A 25,213-nucleotide genomic window follows, 5' to 3' on the forward strand; every position below is an offset into this window, starting at 1 on the left:
GGCCAGTCGGCGACCGGAAACATCCGCGCCGCTGCGCGGGGGCGTCCCCGGGGAGCTGAAGCTAGCGCTTCTCCAGTGCCAGCTTCAGCCCGAAGGCGATGAATACCGCGCCCGTCATGCGGTCCAGGCCGCGCATCACGGCAGGGCGCGACAGCCAGCGCGCCAGCGGCCGCGTCGCGGCCACCAGCACTGCAAACCACAGTATGCCCAGCACCGCGTGGATGCCTGCCAGCAGCAGGCTGAAGCGCAGCACATTCTCACCCGCGGGGATGAACTGCGGCAGGAAGGTGATGTAGAAGATCCCGATCTTGGGATTGAGGGCGTTGGTCAGGCAGCCACGCACGAACCAGTTGCCGGCGCTGGCGGCCGCGGCCGGCGCGGGCCGGGCGGCATCGGGCGCGGCCTGCTTGTAGGTCTGCTTGTCGGCCTGTTTGCCGGTCTGCTTCCCGGCCCAGGTGCCCCACAGCAGTTTCACGCCCAGATAGAACAAGTACAGCGCCGCGCAGAGGCGCAGCGCGTCGTAGGCCAGGGTCGACACCAGCAGCAGCGATCCCAGGCCGAACGCCGCCACGGCGCCCCAGACCAGGCAGCCCGTGGCCACGCCCAGGCCGGCCATGAGGGCGCGGCGGCTGCCTTCGACGGCGGCGGTGCGCAGCACCAGGGCGCTGTCCATGCCGGGCGTGACGGTCAGGATGGCAGCGGCCAGGGTAAAGGCGAGCAGGGCGGCGGTGGCGGTCATGGGCGGGGTCCGGTGGCGGGCGCGGCAGGGCGCAGGCGGCCAGTGTAGCGCCGCCGGGGCGGCGCGCGCAGCCGCCTGTCCCCGTGCCGCAGCGCCGCAGGCGTTATCATGGCGGCCTTCAGCAATTCGCCACATTCAACGGATTTACGCCATGGCCCTGCGCGCCACCATCTACAAGGCCGAGCTCAACGTCGCCGACACCGACCGCCACTACTACGGCAGCCACTCGCTGACGGTCGCCCGCCATCCCTCGGAAACCGACGAGCGCATGATGGTGCGGCTGGTCGCCTACGCCCTGCATGCGCACGAGGAACTGGCCTTCACCAAGGGCCTGAGCGACACCGACGAGCCCGACCTGTGGATCAAGGACCTGACCGGCGCGGTCAAACTCTGGATCGAAGTCGGCCAGCCCGAGGAACGCCGCATCCTGCGCGCCTGCGGCCGTGCCGACGAGGTCATCGTGTACTGCTACGGCGGCTCCGCCAGCAAGATCTGGTGGGACGGCGTCAAGAACAAGCTGGAACGCACGCGCAACCTGAAGATCGTCAACCTGCCGTCGGAGCAGACCAGGGCCCTGGCGCAGCTGGCCGAGCGCACCATGCGCCTGAACGCCAACATCTCCGACGGCGTGGTGTATTTCTCGGCCGACAAGGGCGAGGTCAGCGTCGAGCCGGAAACCTGGCGCTAGGCCAGCGGCCGCCTCAGCCGCAGGCGTCGGCGGCCTGATTCGCGGGATCGGCGCAGGCGCGCCAGCGGGCCTCGTCCATCGCAGGCAACAGCAGCACGCGGCTCATCGGATCGGAATACCAGAAGATCCTGCCAGGCCGGTCGCGCATGGCCTGCCAGACGCGTTCCTGGGCGTCAGCTGCGAGCACTGAGCGGCCTTGCGCGTCGGTCACGCCCTGGGCCAGGACGGTCTGCGTATCCGGATTCCAGGACTGCATGTCCGGGTCGTCCAGCGGCACCTCGTCGGCGATGCTGACGATGCGCCAGTCATTGCCGGGAACCTCGGTGGACAGCTCGTTCAACTCTTCCCGGCGTAGCAGATAAGGGCGGGAGTCGCGGGAGGCGTGCGCGACATCAGCGTAGGATTTGCCGCCATCGCCAGGGGAATAGCGGCGCACATAACGCTGCTGCGGCCGGCCTTGGTCATCATAGGTCTGGACCTGGAACGCGCCGCCCTGCGAGATGGTATCGATGGCGCGCAGCAGGCGGCCCGCGGCGTCGCGCGCGTAGAAGCGGCCGGCGGCTGGTTCCTGCTTGTCGTCGCAAGCCTCGTTGATGAAAGCGGTGAGCGCGCCGCTGGTGTCACGCTTCAGGCACGTCTGGCGGCTCGCCTCGTAGGCGGCGGGCCGGCGGACCGAGGTCTGTTCGTACTCGACCACGCGCGTCAGGGCGCCGGCGCCGTCGTATTCCAGCGTGTAACCGCCCGAAAGGAAGGGCGCGCCGTCGCCGCGCCGGGGGATGTCGTAGGACTCCGCGCGGCACAGCCGGCCGTCGCCGTCGAAGTAGAGCCTGGCGGGCGCCCGTTGGACGCTGTCCAGCCGGTAGGCGGACCAATCGACCTGGTCCATCCAGGTCCGGGGCAGCGGATCGCCGGTTTCCTCGACCCAGACGGGCTGGTTGCGGGCGGCAACGCGTTCGCCCTGGCGGCCCAACAGCACGCGGTCGCCGCCCAGGCCGACCGCGACGGGCACGGCCTTCAGCGCCACCGGCGCGGTGAAATCGACGGATGCGGGGCCGCAGGCCGCCAGCGCGGGGCCGGCATGCGCGATGGCCGCCAGTATCAGGACCAGTCGCTTATGCATATTGCAGCATGTCCATGAACTTCAGCAGATCCCAGAATTCCTTGGACACGCCGCCCAGCCGCAGCTTGCCGTCATGGTCCTCGAACAGCAGGAAGGGGTAGGCGTCGCGCTCCAGGGTGCCGGGAGCGGGCAGGCGGTAGGGCTTGAAGACTTCCGGGTCCTTGAAGAAAGGCTCCAGCCGGCCGCCGCCGTCCACATGCATGTAACGCACGCGTAGTACTTGTTTCTGATACTTGGCCTGCGCTTCCGGGTATGCGCCGCCATCGCCCGCCACCACGGCGTCGGCCAGGGCGGCCAGGAAGATGCGCTGGAAGCCGGCGTAGTGGATCTCGCCGCTGGTGGAATCGCCGGGCGCCTCGGCCAGCGTCTTGACCAGTTGGGTGGCGCGGGAAGCCGGCACGATGGTCTGCGCGAACAGGGTGTCGATGTCGGCCTTGGCCGGATCGGGCGATTGCCGCAAGCGCTGCAGGTCGGCGCGGAAGTCCTCCAGCCACTGCCGGTAGCGCGCATTCTCCGCCTGGCGGTCGAACGCCTGGGCGCTGGCCGCGCCGCAGTAGAGGGTAATCAGGAAGGCCAGCAGCAGGAGCCAGGCGCCTTGCAGCCAGCCGGAGCGCACGGGGATAGGGTGTTCCATAGGCCGGTGATCATATCGTTCAAAATGCTGCTATTTTGGTGCAGAGCGTGACAAAATGTCAGTCATGGCCACCGGCATGGCCATGTCGATGAACCCAGTGTTGAGTCAGGTCCAGACATGCCAGCAACAGGTGACGTTCCCCCTGCATGCGCGCCCGCCGGCGGCGCGGAACATGTGCAAACCGGGCTCGACGGTCCCCTGGATCGGCTCGCCCGTCTCGCCCAGCGGCATTTCGGCGTGGACATGGTGCTGGTGGCCTGCAGCGACGCCGACGGCGTCTGGCAGGCCCAGGCAGGCGCTTTGCCCGCGGCCGCAACCGAGGCCGGATCCCTTCCTTTCTCCGTGGACTGTCCACTGCGCGCCGCCGATGGGCGCCGGCTGGGTACGTTCCGCTTGCTGCACGGCCAGCCGCGGGACTTCAGCCATGAGGACCTCGACGCCCTGCATGATTTTGCCGAACTGGCCGTCGCCGCCGTCGAGAAGCGCCAGGCCCTGGCGGCGGAGCGGGCGGCGGAAGACAGCTGGCGCACCGAGGCGCGCAATCTGTCCCTGGCCATCGCCGGCAGCGGCACGGGCGTCTGGGACCGCAATGTCGTCACCGGTGAAATCACCTATTCGCAGGGCTGGAAGGCCTTGTTGGGTTACGCCGAGTCCGAGGTCACCAACCGCATAGAAGACTCCTACAAGCGTCTGCACCCGGACGACGCCGACTACGTGCGCGCCGCCATGCAGGCGCATTTCGAGGGCAAGACCGAAAGCTACGAGGTCGAGCACCGCATCCTGTGCAAGGACGGCAGCTACAAGTGGATCTGCAGCCGCGGCAAGGTCGTCAGCCGCGATGCGCAGGGACGGGCCTTGCGCATGATGGGCACCACCACCGACATCAGCGCCATGCGCGCGATGTCGGAGCGCCTGCGGCGCACGGCGGACCTGCTGGTCAACCTGACCGACGCCGTGCCCGGCATGGTGTTCCAGTGCGGCCAGCGGCCGGGGGGCGGGTCGCGCTTCCTGTATGTCAGCGCCGGCATCTGGGACATGTTCGAACTGACGCCCTACGATGTCCGCACCAGCCCAGCGGCCATCGAGCAGCGCGTCCACCCCGAGGACCTGGCCACCTACCACGCCTCGCTGCAGGCCGCGGCCGCGGCGCAGACGCCCTGGCATATGGAGTTCCGCGTCTGCCTGCCGCAGCAGGGCCTGCGCTGGCGCCAGGGCGAGGCCAGCCCGCGCATGGGGGCCGACGGCACCGTGGTGTGGCACGGCTTCGTGACCGACATCACGGACCGCAAGCGCGCCGACTTCGAGCTGCGCGAACTCGCCGCCACCGACGCCCTGACCACGCTGCCGAACCGCCGCCACTTCATGTCCCGCATTGCGGCAGAACTGGCCAGGATCAAGAGGCAGGGCAGCGATTGCGCCGCCGTGCTGATGTGCGACCTGGACCATTTCAAGCGCATCAACGACACCTGGGGCCACGCCATCGGCGACGGCGTGCTGCAACACTTCGCCAACACGCTGCGGGCCCAGCTGCGGGCGGTCGACCTGGTGGGGCGCATCGGCGGCGAGGAGTTCGCCGTGGTGCTGCCGGACACCGACATCGAGCGCGCCCACGCCTTCGCCACACGGGTGCAGCAGCGCATCGCGGCCGCGCCGTTTTCGCTGGGCGACGACCGCCATATTCCGCTGACGGTCAGCATCGGCATCTCCACCATGCACACCCTGGACGCCGACGCCGAACTGGCGCTCAGCCGCAGCGACCGTGCCCTCTATTACGCCAAGCAGCGCGGGCGCAACCGCATCGAGTCCGCGCCCTCAGTGTTTTCCCGATAGAACAACCGCCAAAGCCATTTGTTCCATTGACGGTACATTAGGACACTCCTAGAGTTCCCGTCATGGGAACCTCACTACCTCTGCCGAAGTACCACCAGATCTACCTCGTCCTGCGCGAGCAGGTGCAGGAGGGGCGTTTCGATCAGGACGGAGTACCCGGCGAACATGCGCTGGCCGACCAGTTCGACGTGGCCCGCATCACCATCCGCAAGGCCATGGAGATGCTGGTGGCCGACGGGCTGGTGTCGCGCCGGCCGGGTTTGGGCACCTGGCCGCTGCGCGCGCCGCCGAATCCCGTCAGCGGGTCCAAGGCCAATCCGCCGCAGAAGGCGCATCTGACCGGCCTGCTGGAAAACATCGTCAACATGGGCCTGCGCACTTCGGTGCAGGTGCTGGACAGCACCCTGGTGTCGGCGCCGCCCGTGGTGGCCGAGGCGCTGGAGCTCGCGCCCGGCGCGCCGGTGCACAAGAGCCTGCGGGTGCGCAGCACCGAGACCGGGCCGCTGTCCCACATCACCACGTACGTGCCGCAGGCCGTGGCCGACTTCACCCGCGCAGACCTGGAGCGCGAACCCTTGCTCATGCTGCTGGAAGCGGCCGGCGTGGAGTTCGGCGGCGCCACCCAGACCATTTCGGCGCGCCTGGCCGACGCCCAGGTGGCCCGTCATCTGGACGTGGCCGTGGGCTCCGCGCTGCTGGCCGTGACGCGCATCGTGCGCGACGTGAACGAACGGCCCGTGCAGCTCTTGCAGGGCCTGTACCGGCCGGACCGTTATCAGTATCAGTTGCAGCTGTCACGCGTCGGCAGCATCGACGCCAAGGTATGGGTCAGCGAAGAGCTGTCCGCCCAATTCCATTGAACCCTCGGAGATCGCCCATGAATTCGCGCCGCACTTTCCTCTATCAATCCGCCGCTGCCGCCGCCATGGTGTCGGCCCCGTGGGTGGTCCGCGCCCAGGGCGCCAAGCCGGTGAAGGTCGGGATCCTGCATCCGGTGACGGGCGCGCTGGCCTATTCGGGCCAGCAGTGCCGCCTGGGCGCCTTGCTGGCGATCGAGGACATCAACAAGGCCGGCGGCATCAAGTCGCTGGGCGGTGCGCCGCTGGAAGCCATGCTGGGCGATGCGCAGTCGCGGCCCGAGGCGGGGTCGGCCGAAGTCGAAAAGATGAACGAAGCGGGCGTGTCCGCGATCGTCGGCGCCTACGCCTCGGCGATCTGCCTGGCCACCACCCAGACCGCCGCCAAGTACAACCTGCCGCACGTGGTGGACGTGGGCGTGGCCGACCAGATCGTCGAGCGCGGCCTGAAGAACACCTTCCGCTTCGGTCCGGGCTACCGCGCCTGTAGCGAACGCGCCATTACCGACCTGGCGGCGCTCAACGACGCGGCGGGCAAGCCGGCCAAGACCGTGATGATCGTGCACGAGGATTCGCTGTTCGGCACCGGCACCGCGGCGTTGCTCTCCAAGGCGCTGCCGCAGCACGGCTTCGAGGTCAAGGATGTGGTCAAGCACCCGAACCCGACCCGCGACTTCAACAACATCGTGCTGCGCATGAAGTCGCTCAATCCGGACATCGTGATCCCGGCCAACTACTACAACGAATACGCCTTGCTGCTGCGCGCCATGAAGCAGCAGAAGGTGCAGCCCAAGGCGATCTACTCGGTGCTGGGCGGCGCGGCCTCCAGCTACAAGTTCCTGAAGGAATTTCCGGACATCGCCAATGGCATTCTCGATTGCAACCATTGGTTCAACCCCAAGGACGCGCGCGTCGCTCCGCTGAAGGCGCGTGTCGAGGAGAAGGGCGCCTACTTCAGTTACGAGGTCTTCATGACCTATACCTCGGTGCTGCTGCTGGCCGATGCGCTGGAACGCGCCAAGTCGGCCGACCGCGCCGCCATCATCGACGCGCTGGCCTCCAGCACCTTCTCGAACCACATCATGCCTTACGGCCCGACCCAGTTCGTGAACGGCCAGAACACCGGCGCGCAGCCCTTGCTGACGCAGGTGATCGGCGGCGACATCAAGGTCGTCATCCCGGCCGACTACCGCCAGGCGGACGCCATCTTCCCGCTGAAGGCCTGAGCGTGCTCGATCCCGCCATCCTCTTTTCCTCGGTGCTCAACGGTCTGACCACGGGCGCGGTGTACGCGCTGATCGCCCTGGGCCTGACCTTGATCTACGGTGTGCTGCACATCATCAACTTCGCGCACGGCGCGGCGCTGATGGTGGCGCTGTACGCCGTGTACCTGCTGAAGGACCGCCTCGGCATCGATCCCTACGCCGCCTTGCCGCTGGTGGTCGCCGGCATGTTCGCGCTGGGCTATGCCTTGCAGCGCTACGTGATCAACCGCGCCAGCCATGGCAAGGACGAGAACATCCTGCTGGTGACGCTGGGGCTGGCCATCGTGCTGGAGAACCTGGCGCTGGTGTGGTTCAAGTCGGACACGCGCACCATCGACACCGCCTACACGCTGTCCACCGTGGAGATCGGGCCGGCCATGATTGCCTTGCCCAAGGTCATCGCCTTCTGCGGCGCGCTGGCGGTGGCGGCGGTGCTGTTCTGGATCATCCGCAGCACCGACCTGGGCAGGGCGATCCGCGCGGTGGCCAAGGAAAAGCAGGGCGCCAAGCTGATGGGCATAGACGTGGAGAAAGTCTACGCGCTGTCGTTCGGCATCGGCATGGCCTGCCTGGGCGCGGCGGCCTGCTTCCTGCTGCCGGCTTACTACGTCAATCCGCAAGTGGGTGGCGGCTTCGTGCTGGTGGCCTTCACCATCGTGGTGCTGGGCGGCATGGGCAGTTTCGTCGGTGCGCTGGTCGGCGGCCTGTTGATCGGGGTGGTGGAGTCCATCGGGGGCCTGTTCCTGGGCGACTCGCTGGGCCAGATGGGCATATTCGCGATCTTCATCGCGGTGCTGCTGTTTCGCCCGCAGGGGCTGTTCGGGGCGAGGGGCTGAGCATGGGCAAGGATCTTTTGACTATCGCGCTATTCGGCGCGGCGCTGGCCGCCGCCGCCGCACTGATGAACTCGGGCGTGGCGCTGACCTTCGTGATGATGTCGCTGTATGCGGCCCTGCTGTCGCAGGCCTGGAACATCCTGGGCGGCTACGGCGGCCAGCTATCGTTCGGCCACGCGCTGTTCTTCGGCGTGGGCGCCTACGCCCAGGCGCTGGGCCAGCTGAACCTGGGCATCAATCCCTGGCTGGTCTTGCCCATGGCCATCGCGCTGGGCGCGCTGGTCGGCCTGGCGGTGGGCGGGCTGACGTTCCGCTACGGACTGAAGGGTTCCTACTTCGCGCTGGTGACGCTGGCCTTCGCCGAGGTGTTCCGCATCCTGGCGCTGTCGGTGTCCTTCACCGGGGGCGGGGTGGGGCTGATGGTGCCGCTGCAGGAAGGCGTGGCCAACATGCAGTTCGGCTCGCGCCGCGGCTACATCTATCTGCTGCTGGGCTTCGTGCTGCTGGCGCTGGTGGTCACGGCATGGCTGCGCCATTCGCGCTTCGGCGCCTATCTGCAAGCCGTGCGTGACAACGAGGACGCGGCGCGCGCCATCGGCGTGAATCCGCTGCGGGTCAAGCTCGGCGGCATCGCGCTGTCGGCGGCCTTCATGAGCGCGGCGGGCGCCTTCTACGTGCAGGTGTTCCAGTACATCGACCCGGGCATTGCGTTTGGCTCGGCCGTGTCGGTGGAGGCGCTGGTCGGCGCCATCGTCGGCGGCCTGGGCACCCTGTGGGGGCCGGTGCTGGGCGCGGTGACCCTGCATGCCCTGAGCGACCTGACGCGCAACCTGTTTGGCGAATTGCCGGGCATCAGCATGGTCATCTACGGCGTGGTGCTCATCGTGATCGTCATGTTCCTGCCGCGCGGCATCACCGGCAGCGGTCAGGCGCTGGGCCGTCTGTTCAGTGCCAAGGAGCGCGCCCGTGTCTGAGATCCTGCTGCAAGCGCGTAATCTGTCCATCACCTTTGGCGGCCTGAAGGCGGTCCAGGACGTCAGCCTGGACGTGCGCCAGGGCTCGCTGACCGCGCTGGTCGGCCCTAACGGCGCAGGCAAGACCACGCTGTTCGGCCTGCTGTCCGGCTTTCTCAAGCCGGGTTCCGGCTCGGTGCATTTTGCCGGGACGGACATCACCGGCCATCCGCCGCACGAATCGGCGCGGCTGGGGCTGACCCGCACCTTCCAGATCGTGCAGCCCTTCGGCGCGCAGACGGTGCGCCAGAACATCGCCGTGGGCGCGCACCTGCGCCTGGGCAACCGTCGCGAGGCGCTGGAAGCCGCGGAGCAAGTGGCTGCCCGGGTCAACCTGCAAGCCTTGCTGGACCGGCCCGCGGCGGACCTGACGGTGGCGGGGCGCAAGCGCCTGGAACTGGCGCGCGCGCTGGCCACGCGGCCGCGCCTGCTGTTGCTGGACGAAGTACTGGCGGGGCTCAACCCCAGCGAGATCGACGAGATGATACCGGTGGTGAAAAAGCTGGCCGACGACGGCGTGACCGTGCTGATGATCGAACACGTGATGCGCGCGGTGATGAGCCTGGCCGAACACGTGTGGGTGCTGGCGCAAGGCCGTCTGATCGCCTCGGGCACCCCGGGCGAGGTCACGCGCGATGCGGCGGTGGTCGAGGCCTATCTGGGCCAGGGCGCGGCGGCCAGGCTGGCCGCGCAAGGAGCGCCGGCATGAGCGCGCTGCTGGAAGTCCAGGGATTGCGTGCGGGCTATGGCCGCATGGAAGTGCTGCGCGGCGTCGACCTGCGGGTGGACCAGGGCGAGATCGTGGTGCTGCTAGGCAGCAACGGCGCCGGCAAGTCCACGCTGAACAACACGGTCTGCGGCCTGTGCCGGCCCTGGGGCGGCGCGGTGCGCTTCGAAGGACAGGACCTGACCGGCCGCCATTACCGCGAAGTGGTCAAGGCCGGGCTGATCCAGGTGCCCGAGGGTCGGCGCGTGTTTCCCAACCTGAGCGTGCGCGAAAACTTGGAGCTGGGCTCCTTCACCCGGGCACGCGAGCGTCGCGCGGCCAACCTGGAGAAGGTGCTGCACATCTTCCCGCGCTTGCGCGAACGCCTGGCGCAGCTGGCCGGCACCATGTCGGGCGGCGAACAGCAGATGCTGGCGATCGGCCGCGGCCTGATGGCCGAGCCGCGCCTCCTGATCCTGGACGAGCCCTCGCTGGGCTTGTCGCCGTTGATGGTCGAAGAGCTGTTCGGCCTGATCGGACGTCTGCATGGCGAGGGGCTGGCGATCCTGCTGGTGGAGCAGAACGTGGGCCAGTCCCTGGAAATGGGGCAGCGCGCCTACGTGCTGGAAAACGGGGCGGTGCGCTATAGCGGCGCTTGCCCGGAACTGCTGGCCAGCGACGACGTGCGCCGGGCCTATCTCGGGATGTAGCCATGGCCAAGCCTCAAACGCTGGCCCAGAAGCTGATCGCGGCGGCCTGCGGCCGTGCTTCCGTCGCCGAAGGCGAAATCGTCACCTGTGCGGTTGACCTGGCCATGTTCCACGATTCCAGCGGCCCGCGCCGCCTGCAGCCCATGCTGCAGGAGCTGGGCGCCACGCTGTGGGATCCGTCGAGGATCGTGCTGGTCATCGACCACTACGTGCCTGAATCCGACGACGAGTCGCGCCGCATTGTGCGCATCGCGCGCGATTGGGCGGCGGAACAGCGATTGCCCAATGTCTACGACTCGCTCGGCATCTGTCACGTGGTGGTGCCGCAGCATGGCCATATCCGGCCCGGCATGTTCTGCGTCGGCGGCGACTCGCATTCGCCCACGGGCGGCGCGTTCGGCGCCTATATGTTCGGCATCGGCAGCACCGAGATGCTGGGCGTGGCCGTCACCGGCCAGATCTGGGTGAAGGTGCCGCAGACCCTGATGATGCGCTGGAACGGCCAACTGTCCCAGGGCGTGACCGCCAAGGACATGATGCTGCGCATGATAGGCCGCTACGGCATGAACGGCGGGCGCTACCAGGCGGTGGAATTCTGCGGCGAGGCGGTGCGCGCCTTGTCGATGCAGGAACGCATGACCCTATCCAACATGAGCGCCGAGCTGGGTTCGCAGGTCGGCCTGATCGCGCCGGACGAGACCACCGTGGCCTATCTGCGCGAGGCGGGCGTTACGGATGAAATCGATCTGGCGCGCTGGCGCAGCGACCAAGGGGCGCCGGCGGAGTGGCACGACTTCGATGCCGCGGCGCTGGCGCCGCAGGTCGCCGCGCCGCACAGCCCGGCCAATGCGCGCGACGTAGGCCAGTATGGCGACGTGCCGGTGCAGGTGGCCTACATCGGCGCCTGCACCGGCGCCAAGCTGGAGGATCTGCGCGCCGCGGCCAGCGTGTTGCGCGGCCGCAGTCTGGCCGCCGGCATGAGCCTGATGGTGGCGCCGGCCAGCCAGCAGGACCAGCGCCAGGCCGAACAGGAAGGGGTGATGCAAGTACTGCGCGATGCTGGCGCGCAGGTGCTGGCGACCTCCTGCGGCGCTTGCGCGGGCTACGGCGGGTCGATACCCGACGGCGCCAGCGTCATTGCCACCACGGCGCGCAATTTCAAGGGGCGCATGGGTTCCGAGACGGCCCAGGTCTATCTGGCTTCGCCCTACACGGTAGCGGCCTCGGCCGTCGCCGGCCGCATCGCCGATCCCCGGGAGTTCATGGCATGACCAAGCAGCCCGTGATGCACCGCGTCTGGCGCGTGGGCGCGGATATCGATACCGACGCGCTGGCGCCGGGCGCCTATATGAAATTCGGCATAGACGAGATCGCGCGCCATTGCCTGCAGCGGGTGCGGCCCGAGTTCGCCGGCAACGCGCAGCCGGGCGATGTGCTGGTGGCCGGTCCCAACTTCGGCATCGGCTCCTCGCGCGAGCAGGCTGCGGCTGCGCTGGTGCGCCTGGGCATCGCCGCGGTGGTCGCGCCGTCCTTCAACGGCCTGTACTTCCGCAACGCGTTCAACGTGGGCCTGCTGCTGCTGACCTGCGCACAGGCCGAAACCCTGCAAGAAGGCGAGCGCATCGCCCTGGATCCCGCCGCTGGCCGCATCCGTCGCGCCGCGGGCGAACCTGCCGAACTGCATTGCGACACCGTGCCCGCCTTCCTGCTGGAAATGGTGCAGGCGGGCGGACTGCTGAATCTGCTGAAACAGCGCAAGACTCATTAGGAATCACATCATGCTTGATCCCGTCACACTCGCGGTCCTGAAGGGCCGCCTGGAACAGATTGCCGACGAGATGGACGCCACGCTCTACCGCAGCGCGTTCAATCCCATCATCGCCGAGGCCCACGATGCCTGCCACGGCATGTACGACGCAGCCACCGGCGCCACGCTGGTGCAGGGCAAGTCCGGCCTGCCGGTATTCGTCGGCGCGATGGCCTTCGCCGTCAAGGCCGCGGCCAAGGCGGCGGCGGGGCGCGGCGGCATGGTTGACGGCGACGTCTGGCTGTTCAACGACCCCTACGAGGGCGGCACCCACGCCAACGACTTCAAGCTGGTGCGGCCGGTGTTCCGCGGCGGCAAGCTGTTCTGCTTCCTGGCGTCGGCCGCCCATTGGCACGACGTGGGCGGCGCGGTGCCGGGCAACTACAACCCGGCCGCCACCGAGTGCTGGCAGGAGGCGGTGCAGATTCCGCCGGTGCGCATCGTGCGCGCGGGCGTGTTGGACATGGACGTGCTGGCCATCCTGCAGGCGAATACCCGTTTGCCCGACAGCCTGTGGGGCGACCTGAACGGCCAACTCGCGGCGCTGGAACTGGGCGCGGGCCGACTGGACAGCCTGCTCGACGAATACGGCGACGCCACCGTGCTGGAGTCCCTGGGCACCCTGCGCGAACGCGCCCGCCGCCTGATGCGCGACCATATCTCGCGCCTGCCCGACGGCGAATATGCCTTCGAGGACATGCTGGACAACGATGGCGTGCGCGACCAGCCGCTGCGCATCGCGCTCAATCTCAGGATCCAGGGCGATAGCCTGACGCTGGATTTCACCGGCACCTCGCCGGCCTGCGCCGGCCCGGTGAACATCTCGCGCGCCACCGCGATCGCGGCCTGCTACGTGGCCTTGAAGCACCTGTTCCCGGACGTGCCGGCCAACGCCGGCGTGCTGGACGCAGTGGACGTGGTGCTGCCGGACGGCCTGGTGATCTCGGCGGACCGGCCGCGCCCGGTCGGCGGCTATACCGAGACCATCCTGCGCATGATCGACGTGATCTTCTGCGCCATGGCCCAGGCCGAGCCCGCGCGCGCGCTGGCGCAGGCCTACGGCACCATCAACGCCTTGTCGATCGCCGGCCACCGCAGCGATGAAGCGCGGCGCGGCCAGCGCTGGGTGATGTTCAGCTTCTTCGGCGGCGGCCACGGCGGCCATTCGGACGGCGACGGGCTTAGCCACGGCAACGCGCCGATCTCCACCGCGACGATCCCGCCGCTGGAAATCCTGGAAGCGGCCTATCCGGTGCGCTTCACGCAATGGGCGCTGCGTCCCGATTCGGCGGGCGACGGGGCGCATCGCGGCGGCCTGGGCGCCATCTATGAAATCGAGTTGCTGGAAGACAGCGCCGAGGCCTTCATCTTCGGTGAACGCGGCAGGAGCGCGCCCAAGGGCATCGCCGGCGGCAAGGAGGCGGCGTTGAATGTCTTCCGCTACCAACAGGACGGCGGCTGGCAGACCCCGCCCATGAGTTCGAAGATGCTGGGCATACAACTCAAACGCGGCGACCGGGTGCGCCTGGAAACGCCCGGCGGCGGCGGCTACGGCGAGCCTGCCGCGCGATCCGAAGCGGCGCGCGAGCACGACCGCAAGATGGGTTACGTAAGTGGAAATCTGAAGGAGCAGTCGGCATGAGCGCGGCACAAGGTTTGGTCGTAGGCGTGGACGTGGGCGGCACGTTCACCGATATATTCGTGCTGGACGAGGCGGGCGGCAGCGCCCGCGTGGTCAAGGTGCCGTCCACGCGCGGCGAGGAAGCGCGCGGCTTCATGAACGGCATCGCCCGCGTGGCGGATGGCGCCAACGCCATCGCCACCATCGTGCATGGCACCACGGTAGGCACCAACGCGCTGCTGGAGCGCAAGGTGGCGCGCACCGGCATCATCACCACGGCGGGTTTCCGCGACGTGCTGGAAATGCGCCGACGCGACCGGCCCCAGACCTGGGGCCTGCGCGGCAATTACGAACCGATCGTGCCGCGCGACCTGCGCCTGGAAGTCGAGGAGCGGGTGCTGGCGGATGGCACCGTGCATACCCCGGTGAACCTGGCCCAGGTCGAGGCCGCGGCCCGGCAACTGCTGGAGCAGGGCTGCGACGCCGTCTGCCTGTTCTTCGTCAATGCCTATGCCAACCCGGTCAACGAGGCGCAGGCCGCGGCCTGCGTGCGTGCGCTCTGGCCCAACGGCAATGTCACCGCGGCTACCGAGGTGCTGCCGGAGATCCGCGAATTCGAGCGCTGCTCCACGGCCGTGCTCAACGCGTCGTTGCAGCCGGTGGTCGGCGGTTACCTGACGCGGCTGGAATCGGACCTGAAGGACAACGGCTTTGGCGGCGAGCTGCTGGTGGTGCAGAGCAACGGCGGCGTGATGTCGCGCCAGACGGCCTGCGACGTGCCGGTGCGCACCGCGCTGTCAGGCCCGGCCGCGGGCGTCATTGCCTGCGCCGCCATCGCGCGCGCCGCGGGCTTTCCCAACGTGGTCAGCGGCGACATGGGCGGCACCTCGTTCGACGTGTCGCTGGTGGCGGCCGGCGAGGCTTCGTTGTCGGCGCAGACCGCCATCGACTTCGGCATGGTGGTGCGCGCGCCCATGATCCAGATCGAAACCATAGGCGCAGGCGGCGGTTCGATCGCCAGCGTGGACGCGGGCGGTCTGCTGCAAGTGGGCCCCGAGTCTGCCGGCAGCGTGCCGGGCCCAGCCTGCTACGGCCGGGGCAACACCCGGCCCACTGTGACCGACGCCAATGTGCTGCTGGGCCGCATCGCCGCCGAGCGGCCGCTGGGCGGCGGGCTGCTTGCCACCATGGACGTGGCGCTGGCGCGGGCCGCCATCGAAGAGCATGTGGCCAGGCCGCTGGGGTTGGACGTGCATGCCGCGGCCGAGGCGATCCTGACCGTGGCCAATGCCAAGATGGCGGGCGCGATCCGCGTCGTGTCGATCGAGCGCGGCCACGATCCGCGCAAGTTCGCCTACATGCCGTTTGGCGGCGGCGGCGCGCTGCACGTTTGCGCCATGATGAACGAGGTCGACGCGGCCCGCGGCATCGTGCCGCGCTATCCCGGCGTCACTTCGGCCCTGGGCTGCGTCATGGCCGACATGCGCCACGATGGCGTGCAGACCCTGAACGTGGCGCTGGCCGCCCTGGACGCGGACGACCTGCTGGCGCGCATCGACAGCCTGGCGCTGGCCTGCCAGGAAAGGCTGGATTCCGCCGGCGTGGGTTTCGAGGGCATACGCGAGAGCATCGAGCTGGACATGCTGTACGTCGGTCAGAGCCATACCGTGCGGGTGGAAATCGGCCGCGACGAATTGAACCGCCCGGGCATAGGCGCCGCCTTCGAACGCGCCTACCGCGCTGCCTTCGGCCGCAGTCTGGAAGGCATTGCGGTACGTATCCTGAACCTGCGCTATGCGCGCATCGGCCAGCGGCCCAAGTTCGATCTGGCGCTGCTGGCGCCCACCAGCACCGTGATGCCGGCCGCGCTGGGCACGCAGGCCGTCTTCCACGGCGGGCAATGGCATGACGCCGTGCGCTACGCGCGGCTGGACCTGCCGGTGGGCGCCGAAGTGGCGGGGCCCGCCATTCTGGAACAGCCGGATACCACGATCTGGATCGAGCCCGGCTTTGCCGGCCAGGTCGATTCCCTGGGCAATCTGCTGATCGCCCGCCAGGCCGCATAGGAGCGCACGATGACCGCTTTTGATCCCCGCAGTACCGCGCTGGTCGTCGTCGACCTGCAGAACGATTTCCTCGCGCCAGGCGGCGCCTACGACCGCGGCGGGGCGGTCAGCCCGCAAGCGCGCGCCTTGCCCGCCCGCGTGGCGCCGGTGGCCCGCGCACTCAAGACGCGCGGCGGGTTCGTGGCGGCCAGCCAATTCACGCTGTGGCCGGACGCGCATGGCGAACCCATGATTTCGCCCCACCTGAGGCAGTTGCGTCCGTTCCTGCGCAAGGGCGATTTCGTGGCCGGCTCCAAAGGGCAGGCCAACGTGGCCGAGCTGGACGGCCTGGTCGATGTGTCGGTCTGGAAGGTGGCGTACTCCGCTTTCTTCAACACCCAGCTGGACTGGGTGCTGCGGCGCGCGGGCATCTCCAGCGTGGTGATCGCCGGCATCGTCACCAACGGCGGCGTGGCCAGCACGGCGCGCGACGCTCACATGCGCGACTACCACGTGGCGGTGCTGGCCGACGGTTGCGCCGCGCCCACGCCGGTCATGCACGATGCCGCGCTGGCGGATCTGCGCACGGTGGCCGACGTGCTGTCCTGCCAGGACTTCCTGGACAGGCTGGGCTCGTGAGCGCGCCGCAAGTCCTGCGGGGCGCCGCGCCTGGCGCGGATGCGATGCATGTGCCCGTGGCCATCATCGGCGCCGGCGCCTGCGGCCTGACCGCCGCCTTGCGGCTGGCCGAAGCCGGCATCGAAACCGTGCTGATCGAGCGCGACGCCGCGCCCAGCGGTTCCACCGCCTTGTCTTCCGGCTTCATCCCGGCGGCCGGATCGGCCGCGCAGCGGGCCGCCGGCATCGAGGACGACGCGCAACGCTACGCCACGGACATCCAGGCCAAGACCGGCGGCACAGCCGCGCCGCATCTGGTCGCCGCCTACGCGGGCGCGTCCGCGGCCGCCGTCGACAACCTGGCGCGCCACGGTCTCGCGTTTGAGGTGCTGGATGGCTTCCTGTACCCGGGCCATACCGCTCGTCGCATGCACACCTTGCCCGAGCGCACCGGCGCAGCCCTGGTCGCCGCGCTGGAGCGTGCTGCCACCGGGGCCGGCGCCTATCTGCTGACCCGCGCCCTGGCGCGGAAAATCTGGACGGACGATGACGACCGCATCACGGCGGTCGGCTGCGAACGGCCGGACGGAACCATCGACGTGATCGGCTGCGACGTGCTGATCCTGGCCTGCAACGGTTTTGGCGGCAATGCGGCGATGGTGGCCGAGCATCTGCCGGCCATGCGCGGGGCCGTCTACGGCGGCCACGCCGGCAACGACGGCAGCGCCATCGAGTGGGGCGCGCAGCTGGGCGCGCGGCTGGCGGACCTGGGCGGCTATCAGGGCCACGGCTCTTGGGCCACGCCCCAGGGCGCGCTGATTTCCTGGGCCGTGATGATGGATGGCGGCGTGCAGATCAATGGCGCGGGGCAGCGGTTCCACGACGAGACGCATGGCTACTCCGAGGCTGCGGTCCATGTGCTGGCGCAGCCTGGCGCGGTGGCCTGGAACGTATTCGACGATCGCACGCTGGCACTGGCGCGCAGCTTCCCGGACTTCATGCAGGCCGAGGCGGGCCAGGCGCTCAAGACCTGCGCCGACCTGGCGGCGCTGGCGGCCCTGATCGGCTGCGACGAAGCGACGTTGAGCCAGACGCTGGATGGTGTGGCGGCGGGCGTCGCCGACGCATACGGGCGGCGCTTCGAGCGCGCGCTGCAAGCACCTTTCCACGCCATCAAAGTGACGGGCGCGCTGTTCCATACGCAAGGCGGCCTGGATATCGATGCGCATTGCCGCGTGCTGGACCAGGCGGGCAACGCCTTGCCGAACTTGCTGGCCGCGGGCGGCGCGGCGCGCGGCGTTTCGGGCAATGACGTAGCCGGCTACCTGTCCGGCAATGGTCTGCTCAGCGCGGTGGCCGGAGGCCATATCGCGGCGGCGACCGCCGCCAGCCTGCTCGGGCGCGAACTCGCTTAGGAATCGATATGAAGCAAACCCTGAAGACACAGCTGGCCGGCGGCGCCGTGCTGGCTCCCGGCGTCTACGACGCCTTGTCCGCCCTGATCGCCGAACAGGCGGGTTTTGGCGCCCTGTACCTGTCCGGCGCGTCGATCGCATACACGCGGCTGGGCCGCTCGGACATCGGCCTGACCACGTACAGCGAAGTCGAGGACACGCTGGCCCGCATTACCGAACGGGTCGCCACGCCCGTCATCGTGGACGCTGACACGGGCTTCGGCAACGCCTTGAACACGCAGCGCACGGTGCGCGGCCTGGAGCGCGCCGGCGCCGCCATGATCCAGCTGGAGGACCAGACCTTTCCCAAGCGCTGCGGCCACCTGGACGGCAAAACAGTGATTCCCGCCGCCGAGATGCGCGGCAAGCTGCGCGCCGCGGTGGATGCAAGGACCGATGCGTCGACACTGATCTTGGCACGCACGGATGCGCTGGCGGTGGAAGGGCTGGAGGCTGCGCTGGACCGGGCGGAATCGTATCTGGAAGCCGGCGCCGATGCGCTCTTCATCGAGGCGCTGCGCACGCCCGAACAGATGCAGGCGGCATGCAGCCGCTTTGCGCAGCGCGTGCCGCTGCTGGCCAATATGGTGGAGGGGGGCAAGACCCCGGTGCAAAGCGCCGATGCCCTGACCGCGTTGGGGTTCCGCATCGTCATCTTCCCGGGCGGCACGGCGCGCGCTGTGGCGCACACCTTGCAGGGCTACTACGCCAGCCTGCGCGCGCACGGCACCACCGCGCCGTGGCGCGAGGGCATGCTGGATTTCGACGGCTTGAACGCCGTGATCGGCACGCCCGAGCTGCTGGAGCGCGGGCGCCGTTACGAGGGCTGAGGCCGCCGCCTCAGCGCGGCGTGCGCTGGTGCGGCACCAGCGGTGGCACCGGCTGGTCGGCGACCAGTTGCCAGAACGCCGGCAGGAAGCATTCGGCCACCAGCAGCGGCTGGCCCTGGCGCCAGAACACCGAGCGGCGCGCCCAGATGCGGCCGGCGTCCGGATCGCGCTGCCCGGCGGGCAACACGCCCAGCGCTGTGGCATGGAACGGCACCGGCGCGGCCAGCCGGCGGCAGGCGAACGGCGAGCGCACCACCGTGCTGTCGTGGTATAGCATGTCCGCCAGCGGGCGGGTCAGCAGGCGGCGCATGCCTTGCCAGGCGCCGTGCGACGCGCGCAGCGGCGTCAGGCTGCGGGCGGGCACGCTGTCCACGCCGTTCACCGACATCAGCACCTCGCGGATCCATACTGGCGTGCCGGGCGCGATGCCCATCGCCCGGGCTTCGTCCGGCGGCGCGCCATCCGCGTACTCGGCCAGCACGCGCAGGCGCACCTGGCCGACCTGGCGCAAACCGGCGGTCAGCGCGCCAGGGCGGAACAGCCAATGGCGCGGGGCAGGGGGCAGGATGGGCGGCGCGCTGGCCAGCCAGCCTGCGGCAAGAGGGGGATGGTGTGCTGCGGGTTTGCTCATGGCTGCGTATTATGCCAAGCCGGGCGGAACGGCCCAATGCGTCGCAATGACGCAGCGCCAAGTGGCGCGGGCCGGCGGGCCTGTCCGTCGTCCGGGAAAGCACTTATTGTCCCAGGAACCCGCGTCTCCCTATCATTCGCACACGGTCAACATTGACCAGAACGGCTCGCAGTACCCCGCAGCAATGATTGCTGCCTGAACATACAGTCTTGGCTATAGAAGCCCCCGACTTGCACGCAATGCGTGGTCGGGGGCTTTTTCGTTTTCAATTTCTGAATATGGAGTTCGCATGCAAGCGTCGGATCCGCAACGTTCCCCCGCCTCCGTGACCTGGGTGGCCAGCGTGCAGATGGAGCCCGCGATTGGCGAAGTCGCCGCCAACATCGCCCGTTCCGTCGAACTGGTGGAGCTGGCCGTGGCCCAGGGCGCGCGGCTGGTGGTACTGCCGGAACTGGCCAATACGGGCTACATGTTCGAAAGCCGCGAGGAAGCCCATGCCTTGGCCGAAGCGGTCCCGGAAGGCCCCAGCTCGCAGGCATGGATCGCGTTGGCGCAGCGTCTGGGCATCTATCTGGTGGCGGGCATCGCCGAGCGCGCGGGCGGGCGACTCTACAACTCCGCGCTGATCGCGGGGCCGGAGGGCTATCTGGGCACCTACCGCAAGCTGCATCTGTGGGGCGATGAGAACCTGTACTTCGAGGCCGGAGACCTGGGCTTGCCGCTGTTCGACACCGAGCTGGGCCGCATCGGCGTGGCCATTTGCTACGACGGCTGGTTTCCCGAGGTCTACCGGCTGCTGGCGGTGCGCGGCGCGGACATCGTAGCGGTGCCGACCAATTGGGTGCCGATGCCGGGACAGACGCGCGACGGACCCGTCATGGCCCACGCGCTGACCATGAGCGGCGCCCACAGCAACGGTCTGACGGTGGTTTGCGCCGACCGTGTCGGCACCGAGCGCGGCCAGCCCTTCGTGGGTCGCAGCCTGATCGTGGGTTCGCAGGGCTGGATGGCGGCAGGACCGGCCAGCATCGATCAGGAAGAGGTGCTGCTGGCGCCCATAGACGTGCCGGCCTCGCGCCGGGCGCGCCAATTGAACGATTTCAACCACGTGCTGCGCGACAGGCGCCGCGATATCTATGACGAGCAGTTGGGCGCCGCCGCAAATCCGCGGCAACGCTAAGCGACGGTCCCCGGCCGTTTCCCCCCCAAGGAGAAAACCCATGAAGAGCCTATTCAATAGCTGCCGCATTCGCCTGTCGTTTATCGCACTGCTTACCGCCGCGGGCGGCGTCCATGCCGCGGAACCGCTGCGCATCGGCGTGCCGGTCGGTCTGTCCGGCGCCAACAGTGTGGTCGCGCCTGGCGTGGTGCAGGCCTCGCAACTGGCCGCCGACGAGATCAACGCGGCTGGCGGCATCCTGGGCCGCCAGATCGTGCTGGAGATTGCCGACGACGCCTCGGGCGCGGTCGGCGCGCAGAAGGCCTACGACACGCTGGTGTTCCAGAAGAAGGTCGACGCCATCATCGCCATGGAAACCAGCGCGGCGCGCAATGCCGCGCTGCCCATCGTGTCGCGCGGCAAGGTGCCCTATATCTACACCTCGTTCTACGAAGGGCGCTCCTGCAACCGCTGGCTGCACGTGAACGGCTGGGTGCCCGAGCAGCAGGTGGCGCCGGTGGTCGATCACTTCATGCAGGACCGCAAGGCCAAGACCTTCTTCCTGGTCGGCAGCGACTATGCCTTCGGCCGCGGCATGCTCAAGTTCACGCGGGAATACATCGAAAAGCAGGGCGGGCGCGTGGTGGGCGAGGAGTACCTGCCGATCGACGGCTCCGACTGGACGCCGGTGGTGTCCAAGATACGCTCAGCCAACCCGGACGCGCTGATCAGTTCGACAGCCGGCGGCGGCCCCAATGTCAGCCTGGCCAAGCAGGTCAAGGCGGCGGGCCTGTCCATGCCCTACGGCAACCTGGCGATCGACGAGGGTACCGCCAAGACCATGGGCGATACGGCGGTGGGCATGTACATGTCGGCCTCGTATCTGACCAGCATCGACACGCCGCAGAACCGAAAATTCCTGGACGGCCTGAAGGCGAAGTTCGGCAACGACGCCAAGACCGCCAACGAATTCTCCGCGCCGCAGTATGAAGCCTTCTACCTGTACAAGGCGGCGGTCGAAAAGGCCGGCGGCACCGATGCGCCCAAGGTGGTGCAGGCGCTGAGCGCGGTCACGTTCGACGGCCCGCGCGGCCCTGTGACGATGGACCGCCAGCGCCACGCGGCGTTGACCATGCGCCTGGGCCAGGTGCAGCAGGACGGCTCCATCAAGATCCTGCAGACCTTCGACAAAGTCGATCCGGGCGCGCAATGCCCCGACTTGAAGTGACGATTGCGTCATGACACGCGCCGCCGGCCATGCCGGCGGCGCCGGAGACCGATATGGGTTTGCTGCTGGACATCCTGAGCACGGCCGCCATGCTGTTCATCGTGACGGCCGGGCTGATGATCATCTTTGGCGTGATGAAGATCGTCAACTTCGCGCATGGCGCGATTCTCACCCTGGGCAGTTATGCCAGCCTGGTGGTGACGCAGCTGGGGCTGAATCCCTGGCTGGCGCTGCCGTTCGCCCTGGCGGTGGGCGTGCTGGTGGGTATGGGCGTGGAGCGCCTGATCGTGCAGCCGCTGTACAAGCGGCCGCTGGATGCCATCCTGGCGACCTGGGGGCTGGGCATCGTGATCGGCCAGCTCATCACCATGGCGTTCGGGCGCGAAGTGAAGTTCGCGGATTCGCCCATCCATGGCGCCGTGTCCTTCCTGGGGATCGAGTACTCGGCGTACCGGCTATTCCTGTTGCCGGCGGCGCTGCTGATATATGCCGCGATGACGCTGCTGCTCAGCGGCACGCGCTTCGGCGTGCGGACGCGGGCGGTGATCATGAACGAGGACCTGGCGCGCGGCCTGGGCATCAACGCCGAGCGCATCCGCTTCACCACTTTCGGCCTGGGCGCTGGGCTGGGCGCGCTGGCCGGCGCGCTGATCACGCCCTTGTCCAGCGTCGATCCGAACATGGGATTGCCCTGGCTGGTCAGCGCCTTCATGCTGGTGATGGTGTCGGGTCATTCGATTACCGCGCTGCTGTTGACCTGCCTGGTCTATGGCGCTTGCCAGGTGCTAGTGAGCGTCTACGTCAGCCCGATCCTGGGCGGCGTCACCATCGCCGTGCTGGCCGCGCTGACGCTGCGCCTGCGTCCCCAAGGATTCGCCCATGACTGATCGCGCATTGACTCAACAGACGCTGGCCGGCGGCGCCGCCGATTCGGCGCGGACCTCGCGCAGCCGCAGCCTGCTGGGCCTGGCCGGGCTGTGCCTGGTCCTGACGGCGGCGGGTCCCTGGCTGTTCGATACTTACATGCTGAACGTGCTGATCAAGGCGCTGTTCTTTGCCGTGGCGGCGGTGACCGTGGACGTGTTGTGGGGCTACACCGGCTACCTGACCTTCGGCCAATCCGCCTTTTTCGGCGTGGGGGCCTATGCCGCGGGTCTGGCCTTTACGCACTACGGATTCTCGCCAGCGATAGCGGCGCTGGCCGCCCTGGCGGCCGTGGGTGCCGCGGCGCTGCTGGCGCTGGTGACCGGCTGGCTGTCGTTCTACCGCGGCGCTTCGCCGTTCTTCGCCACGGTGATCTCGCTGGTGCTGCCTATCGTGCTGATGCAGTTGGTGCTATCTGGCGGGACCTTTACCGGATCGTCGTCTGGCCTGACCGGCTACGAGACCTTCGACCTGTCCCTGGAGGCCTGGTATGTGATCGCGGCGGGCGGCCTGTCTGTGGTGGCGCTGCTGGCCTGGGTGGTGGTGCGCAGCGATGGCGGCCGTATTCTGGTGGCGCTGCGCGACAACGAGGCGCGCTGCAGCTATCTGGGATTGAACACCGCGCACTGGCGCATTGCACTGCTGGTGGCCTGCGGCGCGGTGGCCGGCCTGGCGGGCTTTGGCTACGGCGCGTTCAGCGGCGTGGTAGCGCCCGAGCTCACGGGCTTCGTCTTCGGCACGGAACTGATCATCTGGGTGGCGCTGGGCGGACGCGGCACCATCTGGGGGCCGGTGCTGGGCGCCATCCTCATCAATGTCGCGGGTTCTTATCTCAGCGGCAACATGCCGTTCGTCTGGCAACTGCTGCTGGGCGTGACCTTCGTCCTGGTGATCCTGTTGTTGCCGCGCGGGCTCCTGCCCCTGCTGACGGCGCCCTGGCGCGGACGGGCAGCGAAGGCGGCCGCGCCCGTACTGGGCGAACGGGTCGTGCCGCCCCGGCAAGCGGGCGGCTCGGCCCGCGCCTTGAGTCTGACGGGTGTGTCCAAGCACTTCGGCAGCCTCAAGGTGCTGGAAGGCATAGACCTGCAAGCCAGCGGTGGCGAACTGGTCGGGCTGATCGGCCCCAACGGCGCCGGCAAGACCACGCTGATGCGCTGCATCGCGGACGGCGCCGAACGGTCCCAGGGCAGGCTGGAACTCTATGGCCACGAGGTGCGACGCGATGGCCCTGAGCAATGCGTGCGCCATGGGCTGGGCCGCAAGTTCCAGAATGCCAATGTGTTCGACACGCTGACCGTGGCCGAAAGCCTGCGCATCGCCACCACGCTGCGCGAGACGCCGTCGTGGTGGCGCCGCGCGCCCACGCTGGAGCTGCCGCCCTATGCGTTGGAAACGCTGCGCGTGACGGGCCTGGACCAGTGCCTGGACAGCGTGGCGCGCGACCTGTCGCACGGGCAGCAGCAGGCGCTGGAACTGGCGATGGTGCTGGCGCTGGAGCCGGGCATCGTGCTGCTGGACGAACCCACTGCCGGGCTGAGCAAGGCCGAGCGCCTGCAGATAGGCCACGTGCTGTCGTCGCTGGCGCACCGTTACGGCCTGTGCTGCCTGCTGGTGGAGCACGACCTGGATTTCGTCAAGGAAATCGCGACACGCATCGTGGTCCTGCACCAGGGCCGCATCGTCATGGACGGCGGATTCCGCGAGGTCGTGGAATCCGAACTGGTGCGCACCATCTACGCCGGCAGCGCGCAGGCCGCGCAAGGAGCAGGGCAATGACGACCATCGCGGCGCCGGCGTTGCGCCTGGAAGAGGTGTCCAGCGGCTACAAAAGGGCCATGGTGCTGCACGACGTGTCGCTTGCGGTCGAGCGCGGCACGTGCGTGGCCCTGCTGGGGAAGAACGGCATGGGCAAGAGCACCTTGCTCAAGACGGTCATGGGCTATTTGCCCAAGCAGCGGGGCCGCGTCAGCGTGGGCGGGGTGGACGCGACCCGGCTGCGGCCGCACGAAGTGGCGCGTTGCGGCGTGGCCTACGCGGCCCAGGAGCAGCCGCTGTTTCCCGACCTTAGCATCCGCGACAACCTGCGCCTGGGCCTGCCGCGCGAGCAGCTCTTCGATGAACGCTTTGCCGAGATCGCCGAGCTGTTTCCGGTATTCACGACCCGCTTGCGCCAGCACGCCGGCACCCTGTCGGGCGGAGAGCAGAAAATGCTGCTGGTGGCGCGCGGGCTGATGCAGCGGCCCGCGCTCTTGCTGCTGGACGAGATCACGGAAGGGCTGCAGCCCTCGGTGATCGAGCGCCTGGGTCGCGCGCTGAACTGGGAGCGTGAACGGCACGGCACGACGATGTTCATCGTGGAGCAGAACGTGGCATTCGCCCTGGACGTGGCCGACCGCTACCTGGTGCTCAAGCAGGGCAGCATCGTCGACGAAGGCGAGGCTGGCGCGTCCGAGGCGGCGGGCAATATCATTGCTCATCTCAAAGTATGAACGCCATCC

At 68.6% G+C, this 25,213-nt stretch carries 24 protein-coding genes; 20 read left to right on the plus strand and 4 right to left on the minus strand.

The window, feature by feature from the left end; translation table 11 throughout:
- Nucleotides 1-61: 61 nt before the first annotated feature.
- Nucleotides 62-739, minus strand: coding sequence for a LysE family translocator (locus tag AC3WOB_RS16400; protein WP_013393320.1), 678 nt, complete (start codon nt 737-739; stop codon nt 62-64).
- 151 nt (nt 740-890) lie between these two features.
- Between AC3WOB_RS16400 and AC3WOB_RS16405 the strand changes: the two genes are divergently transcribed.
- The gene (locus AC3WOB_RS16405; protein ID WP_013393321.1) at nt 891-1,427 is read left to right on the plus strand and encodes a YaeQ family protein; all 537 of its coding nucleotides are present in this window, start codon (nt 891-893) and stop codon (nt 1,425-1,427) included.
- 13 nt (nt 1,428-1,440) lie between these two features.
- On the opposite strand, the gene AC3WOB_RS16410 is transcribed toward AC3WOB_RS16405, so the two are convergent.
- Nucleotides 1,441-2,547 carry a hypothetical protein gene (locus AC3WOB_RS16410; RefSeq protein ID WP_492275622.1) on the minus strand — a complete coding sequence of 369 codons (1,107 nt, stop codon included), beginning with the start codon at nt 2,545-2,547 and terminating at the stop codon, nt 1,441-1,443.
- Entirely contained in the window at nt 2,540-3,181 is a 642-nt protein-coding gene (locus AC3WOB_RS16415) for a hypothetical protein (RefSeq protein WP_492275623.1), read from the minus strand. Before AC3WOB_RS16415 ends, AC3WOB_RS16410 begins: the two co-directional genes overlap by 8 nt.
- Nucleotides 3,182-3,298: 117 nt before the next feature.
- Between AC3WOB_RS16415 and AC3WOB_RS16420 the strand changes: the two genes are divergently transcribed.
- The 14 genes from AC3WOB_RS16420 (at nt 3,299) to AC3WOB_RS16485 (ending at nt 18,773) form a co-directional block, all read left to right on the plus strand.
- A complete protein-coding gene (locus tag AC3WOB_RS16420; protein WP_492275624.1) occupies nt 3,299-5,011 on the plus strand; it encodes a GGDEF domain-containing protein in 1,713 nt (570 codons plus the stop codon).
- 62 nt (nt 5,012-5,073) lie between these two features.
- Nucleotides 5,074-5,871 (plus strand): GntR family transcriptional regulator, encoded by a 798-nt coding sequence (locus AC3WOB_RS16425; RefSeq protein ID WP_207466564.1) that lies wholly within the window; start codon nt 5,074-5,076, stop codon nt 5,869-5,871.
- Nucleotides 5,872-5,888: 17 nt separating this feature from the next.
- Nucleotides 5,889-7,094: an ABC transporter substrate-binding protein gene (locus AC3WOB_RS16430; protein ID WP_013393326.1), complete on the plus strand. Its 1,206-nt coding sequence runs from the start codon at nt 5,889-5,891 to the stop codon at nt 7,092-7,094.
- A 2-nt stretch (nt 7,095-7,096) separates the two neighbouring features.
- Nucleotides 7,097-7,969 carry a branched-chain amino acid ABC transporter permease gene (locus AC3WOB_RS16435; RefSeq protein ID WP_013393327.1) on the plus strand — a complete coding sequence of 291 codons (873 nt, stop codon included), beginning with the start codon at nt 7,097-7,099 and terminating at the stop codon, nt 7,967-7,969.
- 2 nt (nt 7,970-7,971) lie between these two features.
- A complete protein-coding gene (locus tag AC3WOB_RS16440) occupies nt 7,972-8,943 on the plus strand; it encodes a branched-chain amino acid ABC transporter permease (RefSeq protein ID WP_207466563.1) in 972 nt (323 codons plus the stop codon).
- Complete coding sequence (locus AC3WOB_RS16445) at nt 8,936-9,691, plus strand: ABC transporter ATP-binding protein (RefSeq protein ID WP_492275625.1); 756 nt, start codon at nt 8,936-8,938, stop codon at nt 9,689-9,691. The genes AC3WOB_RS16440 and AC3WOB_RS16445 overlap by 8 nt, the downstream gene beginning before the upstream one ends.
- Entirely contained in the window at nt 9,688-10,398 is a 711-nt protein-coding gene (locus AC3WOB_RS16450; protein ID WP_492275626.1) for an ABC transporter ATP-binding protein, read from the plus strand. The genes AC3WOB_RS16445 and AC3WOB_RS16450 overlap by 4 nt, the downstream gene beginning before the upstream one ends.
- A 2-nt stretch (nt 10,399-10,400) precedes the next feature.
- Nucleotides 10,401-11,669, plus strand: coding sequence for a 3-isopropylmalate dehydratase large subunit (locus tag AC3WOB_RS16455; RefSeq protein ID WP_492275627.1), 1,269 nt, complete (start codon nt 10,401-10,403; stop codon nt 11,667-11,669).
- Nucleotides 11,666-12,166 (plus strand): LeuD/DmdB family oxidoreductase small subunit, encoded by a 501-nt coding sequence (locus AC3WOB_RS16460; RefSeq protein WP_013393332.1) that lies wholly within the window; start codon nt 11,666-11,668, stop codon nt 12,164-12,166. The genes AC3WOB_RS16455 and AC3WOB_RS16460 overlap by 4 nt, the downstream gene beginning before the upstream one ends.
- Nucleotides 12,167-12,176: 10 nt before the next feature.
- On the plus strand, nt 12,177-13,847 hold the full coding sequence (locus tag AC3WOB_RS16465; RefSeq protein WP_492275628.1) for a hydantoinase B/oxoprolinase family protein: 1,671 nt from the start codon (nt 12,177-12,179) through the stop codon (nt 13,845-13,847).
- The gene (locus tag AC3WOB_RS16470) at nt 13,844-15,892 is read left to right on the plus strand and encodes a hydantoinase/oxoprolinase family protein (RefSeq protein WP_492275629.1); all 2,049 of its coding nucleotides are present in this window, start codon (nt 13,844-13,846) and stop codon (nt 15,890-15,892) included. The genes AC3WOB_RS16465 and AC3WOB_RS16470 overlap by 4 nt, the downstream gene beginning before the upstream one ends.
- A gap of 9 nt (nt 15,893-15,901) precedes the next feature.
- Nucleotides 15,902-16,510 (plus strand): cysteine hydrolase family protein, encoded by a 609-nt coding sequence (locus AC3WOB_RS16475; protein WP_492275630.1) that lies wholly within the window; start codon nt 15,902-15,904, stop codon nt 16,508-16,510.
- A complete protein-coding gene (locus tag AC3WOB_RS16480; protein WP_013393336.1) occupies nt 16,507-17,904 on the plus strand; it encodes an FAD-dependent oxidoreductase in 1,398 nt (465 codons plus the stop codon). The genes AC3WOB_RS16475 and AC3WOB_RS16480 overlap by 4 nt, the downstream gene beginning before the upstream one ends.
- A gap of 8 nt (nt 17,905-17,912) precedes the next feature.
- On the plus strand, nt 17,913-18,773 hold the full coding sequence (locus AC3WOB_RS16485; RefSeq protein ID WP_013393337.1) for an isocitrate lyase/PEP mutase family protein: 861 nt from the start codon (nt 17,913-17,915) through the stop codon (nt 18,771-18,773).
- A gap of 10 nt (nt 18,774-18,783) precedes the next feature.
- Here the strand turns inward: AC3WOB_RS16485 and AC3WOB_RS16490 are convergent, their stop codons facing one another.
- Nucleotides 18,784-19,404: a chorismate--pyruvate lyase family protein gene (locus AC3WOB_RS16490; RefSeq protein WP_013393338.1), complete on the minus strand. Its 621-nt coding sequence runs from the start codon at nt 19,402-19,404 to the stop codon at nt 18,784-18,786.
- A gap of 289 nt (nt 19,405-19,693) precedes the next feature.
- Here AC3WOB_RS16490 and AC3WOB_RS16495 point away from each other — a divergent pair, with 289 nt between their 5' ends.
- From AC3WOB_RS16495 to AC3WOB_RS16515, 5 genes are read left to right on the plus strand one after another with little or no spacing between them, the layout of a single operon-like run.
- Nucleotides 19,694-20,584, plus strand: a complete 891-nt coding sequence (locus tag AC3WOB_RS16495; protein WP_013393339.1) for a nitrilase family protein — start codon at nt 19,694-19,696, stop codon at nt 20,582-20,584.
- Between the two features lie 40 nt (nt 20,585-20,624).
- Nucleotides 20,625-21,791, plus strand: a complete 1,167-nt coding sequence (locus tag AC3WOB_RS16500; protein ID WP_013393340.1) for a substrate-binding protein — start codon at nt 20,625-20,627, stop codon at nt 21,789-21,791.
- A gap of 53 nt (nt 21,792-21,844) precedes the next feature.
- Nucleotides 21,845-22,678 carry a branched-chain amino acid ABC transporter permease gene (locus tag AC3WOB_RS16505; protein WP_492275631.1) on the plus strand — a complete coding sequence of 278 codons (834 nt, stop codon included), beginning with the start codon at nt 21,845-21,847 and terminating at the stop codon, nt 22,676-22,678.
- Complete coding sequence (locus AC3WOB_RS16510) at nt 22,671-24,491, plus strand: ABC transporter permease subunit (protein WP_492275632.1); 1,821 nt, start codon at nt 22,671-22,673, stop codon at nt 24,489-24,491. Before AC3WOB_RS16505 ends, AC3WOB_RS16510 begins: the two co-directional genes overlap by 8 nt.
- On the plus strand, nt 24,488-25,204 hold the full coding sequence (locus AC3WOB_RS16515; protein ID WP_492275633.1) for an ABC transporter ATP-binding protein: 717 nt from the start codon (nt 24,488-24,490) through the stop codon (nt 25,202-25,204). Before AC3WOB_RS16510 ends, AC3WOB_RS16515 begins: the two co-directional genes overlap by 4 nt.
- Nucleotides 25,205-25,213: the final 9 nt, after the last annotated feature.

The sequence above is a fragment of the Achromobacter sp. FW305-C-30-7 genome, from assembly GCF_058783105.1.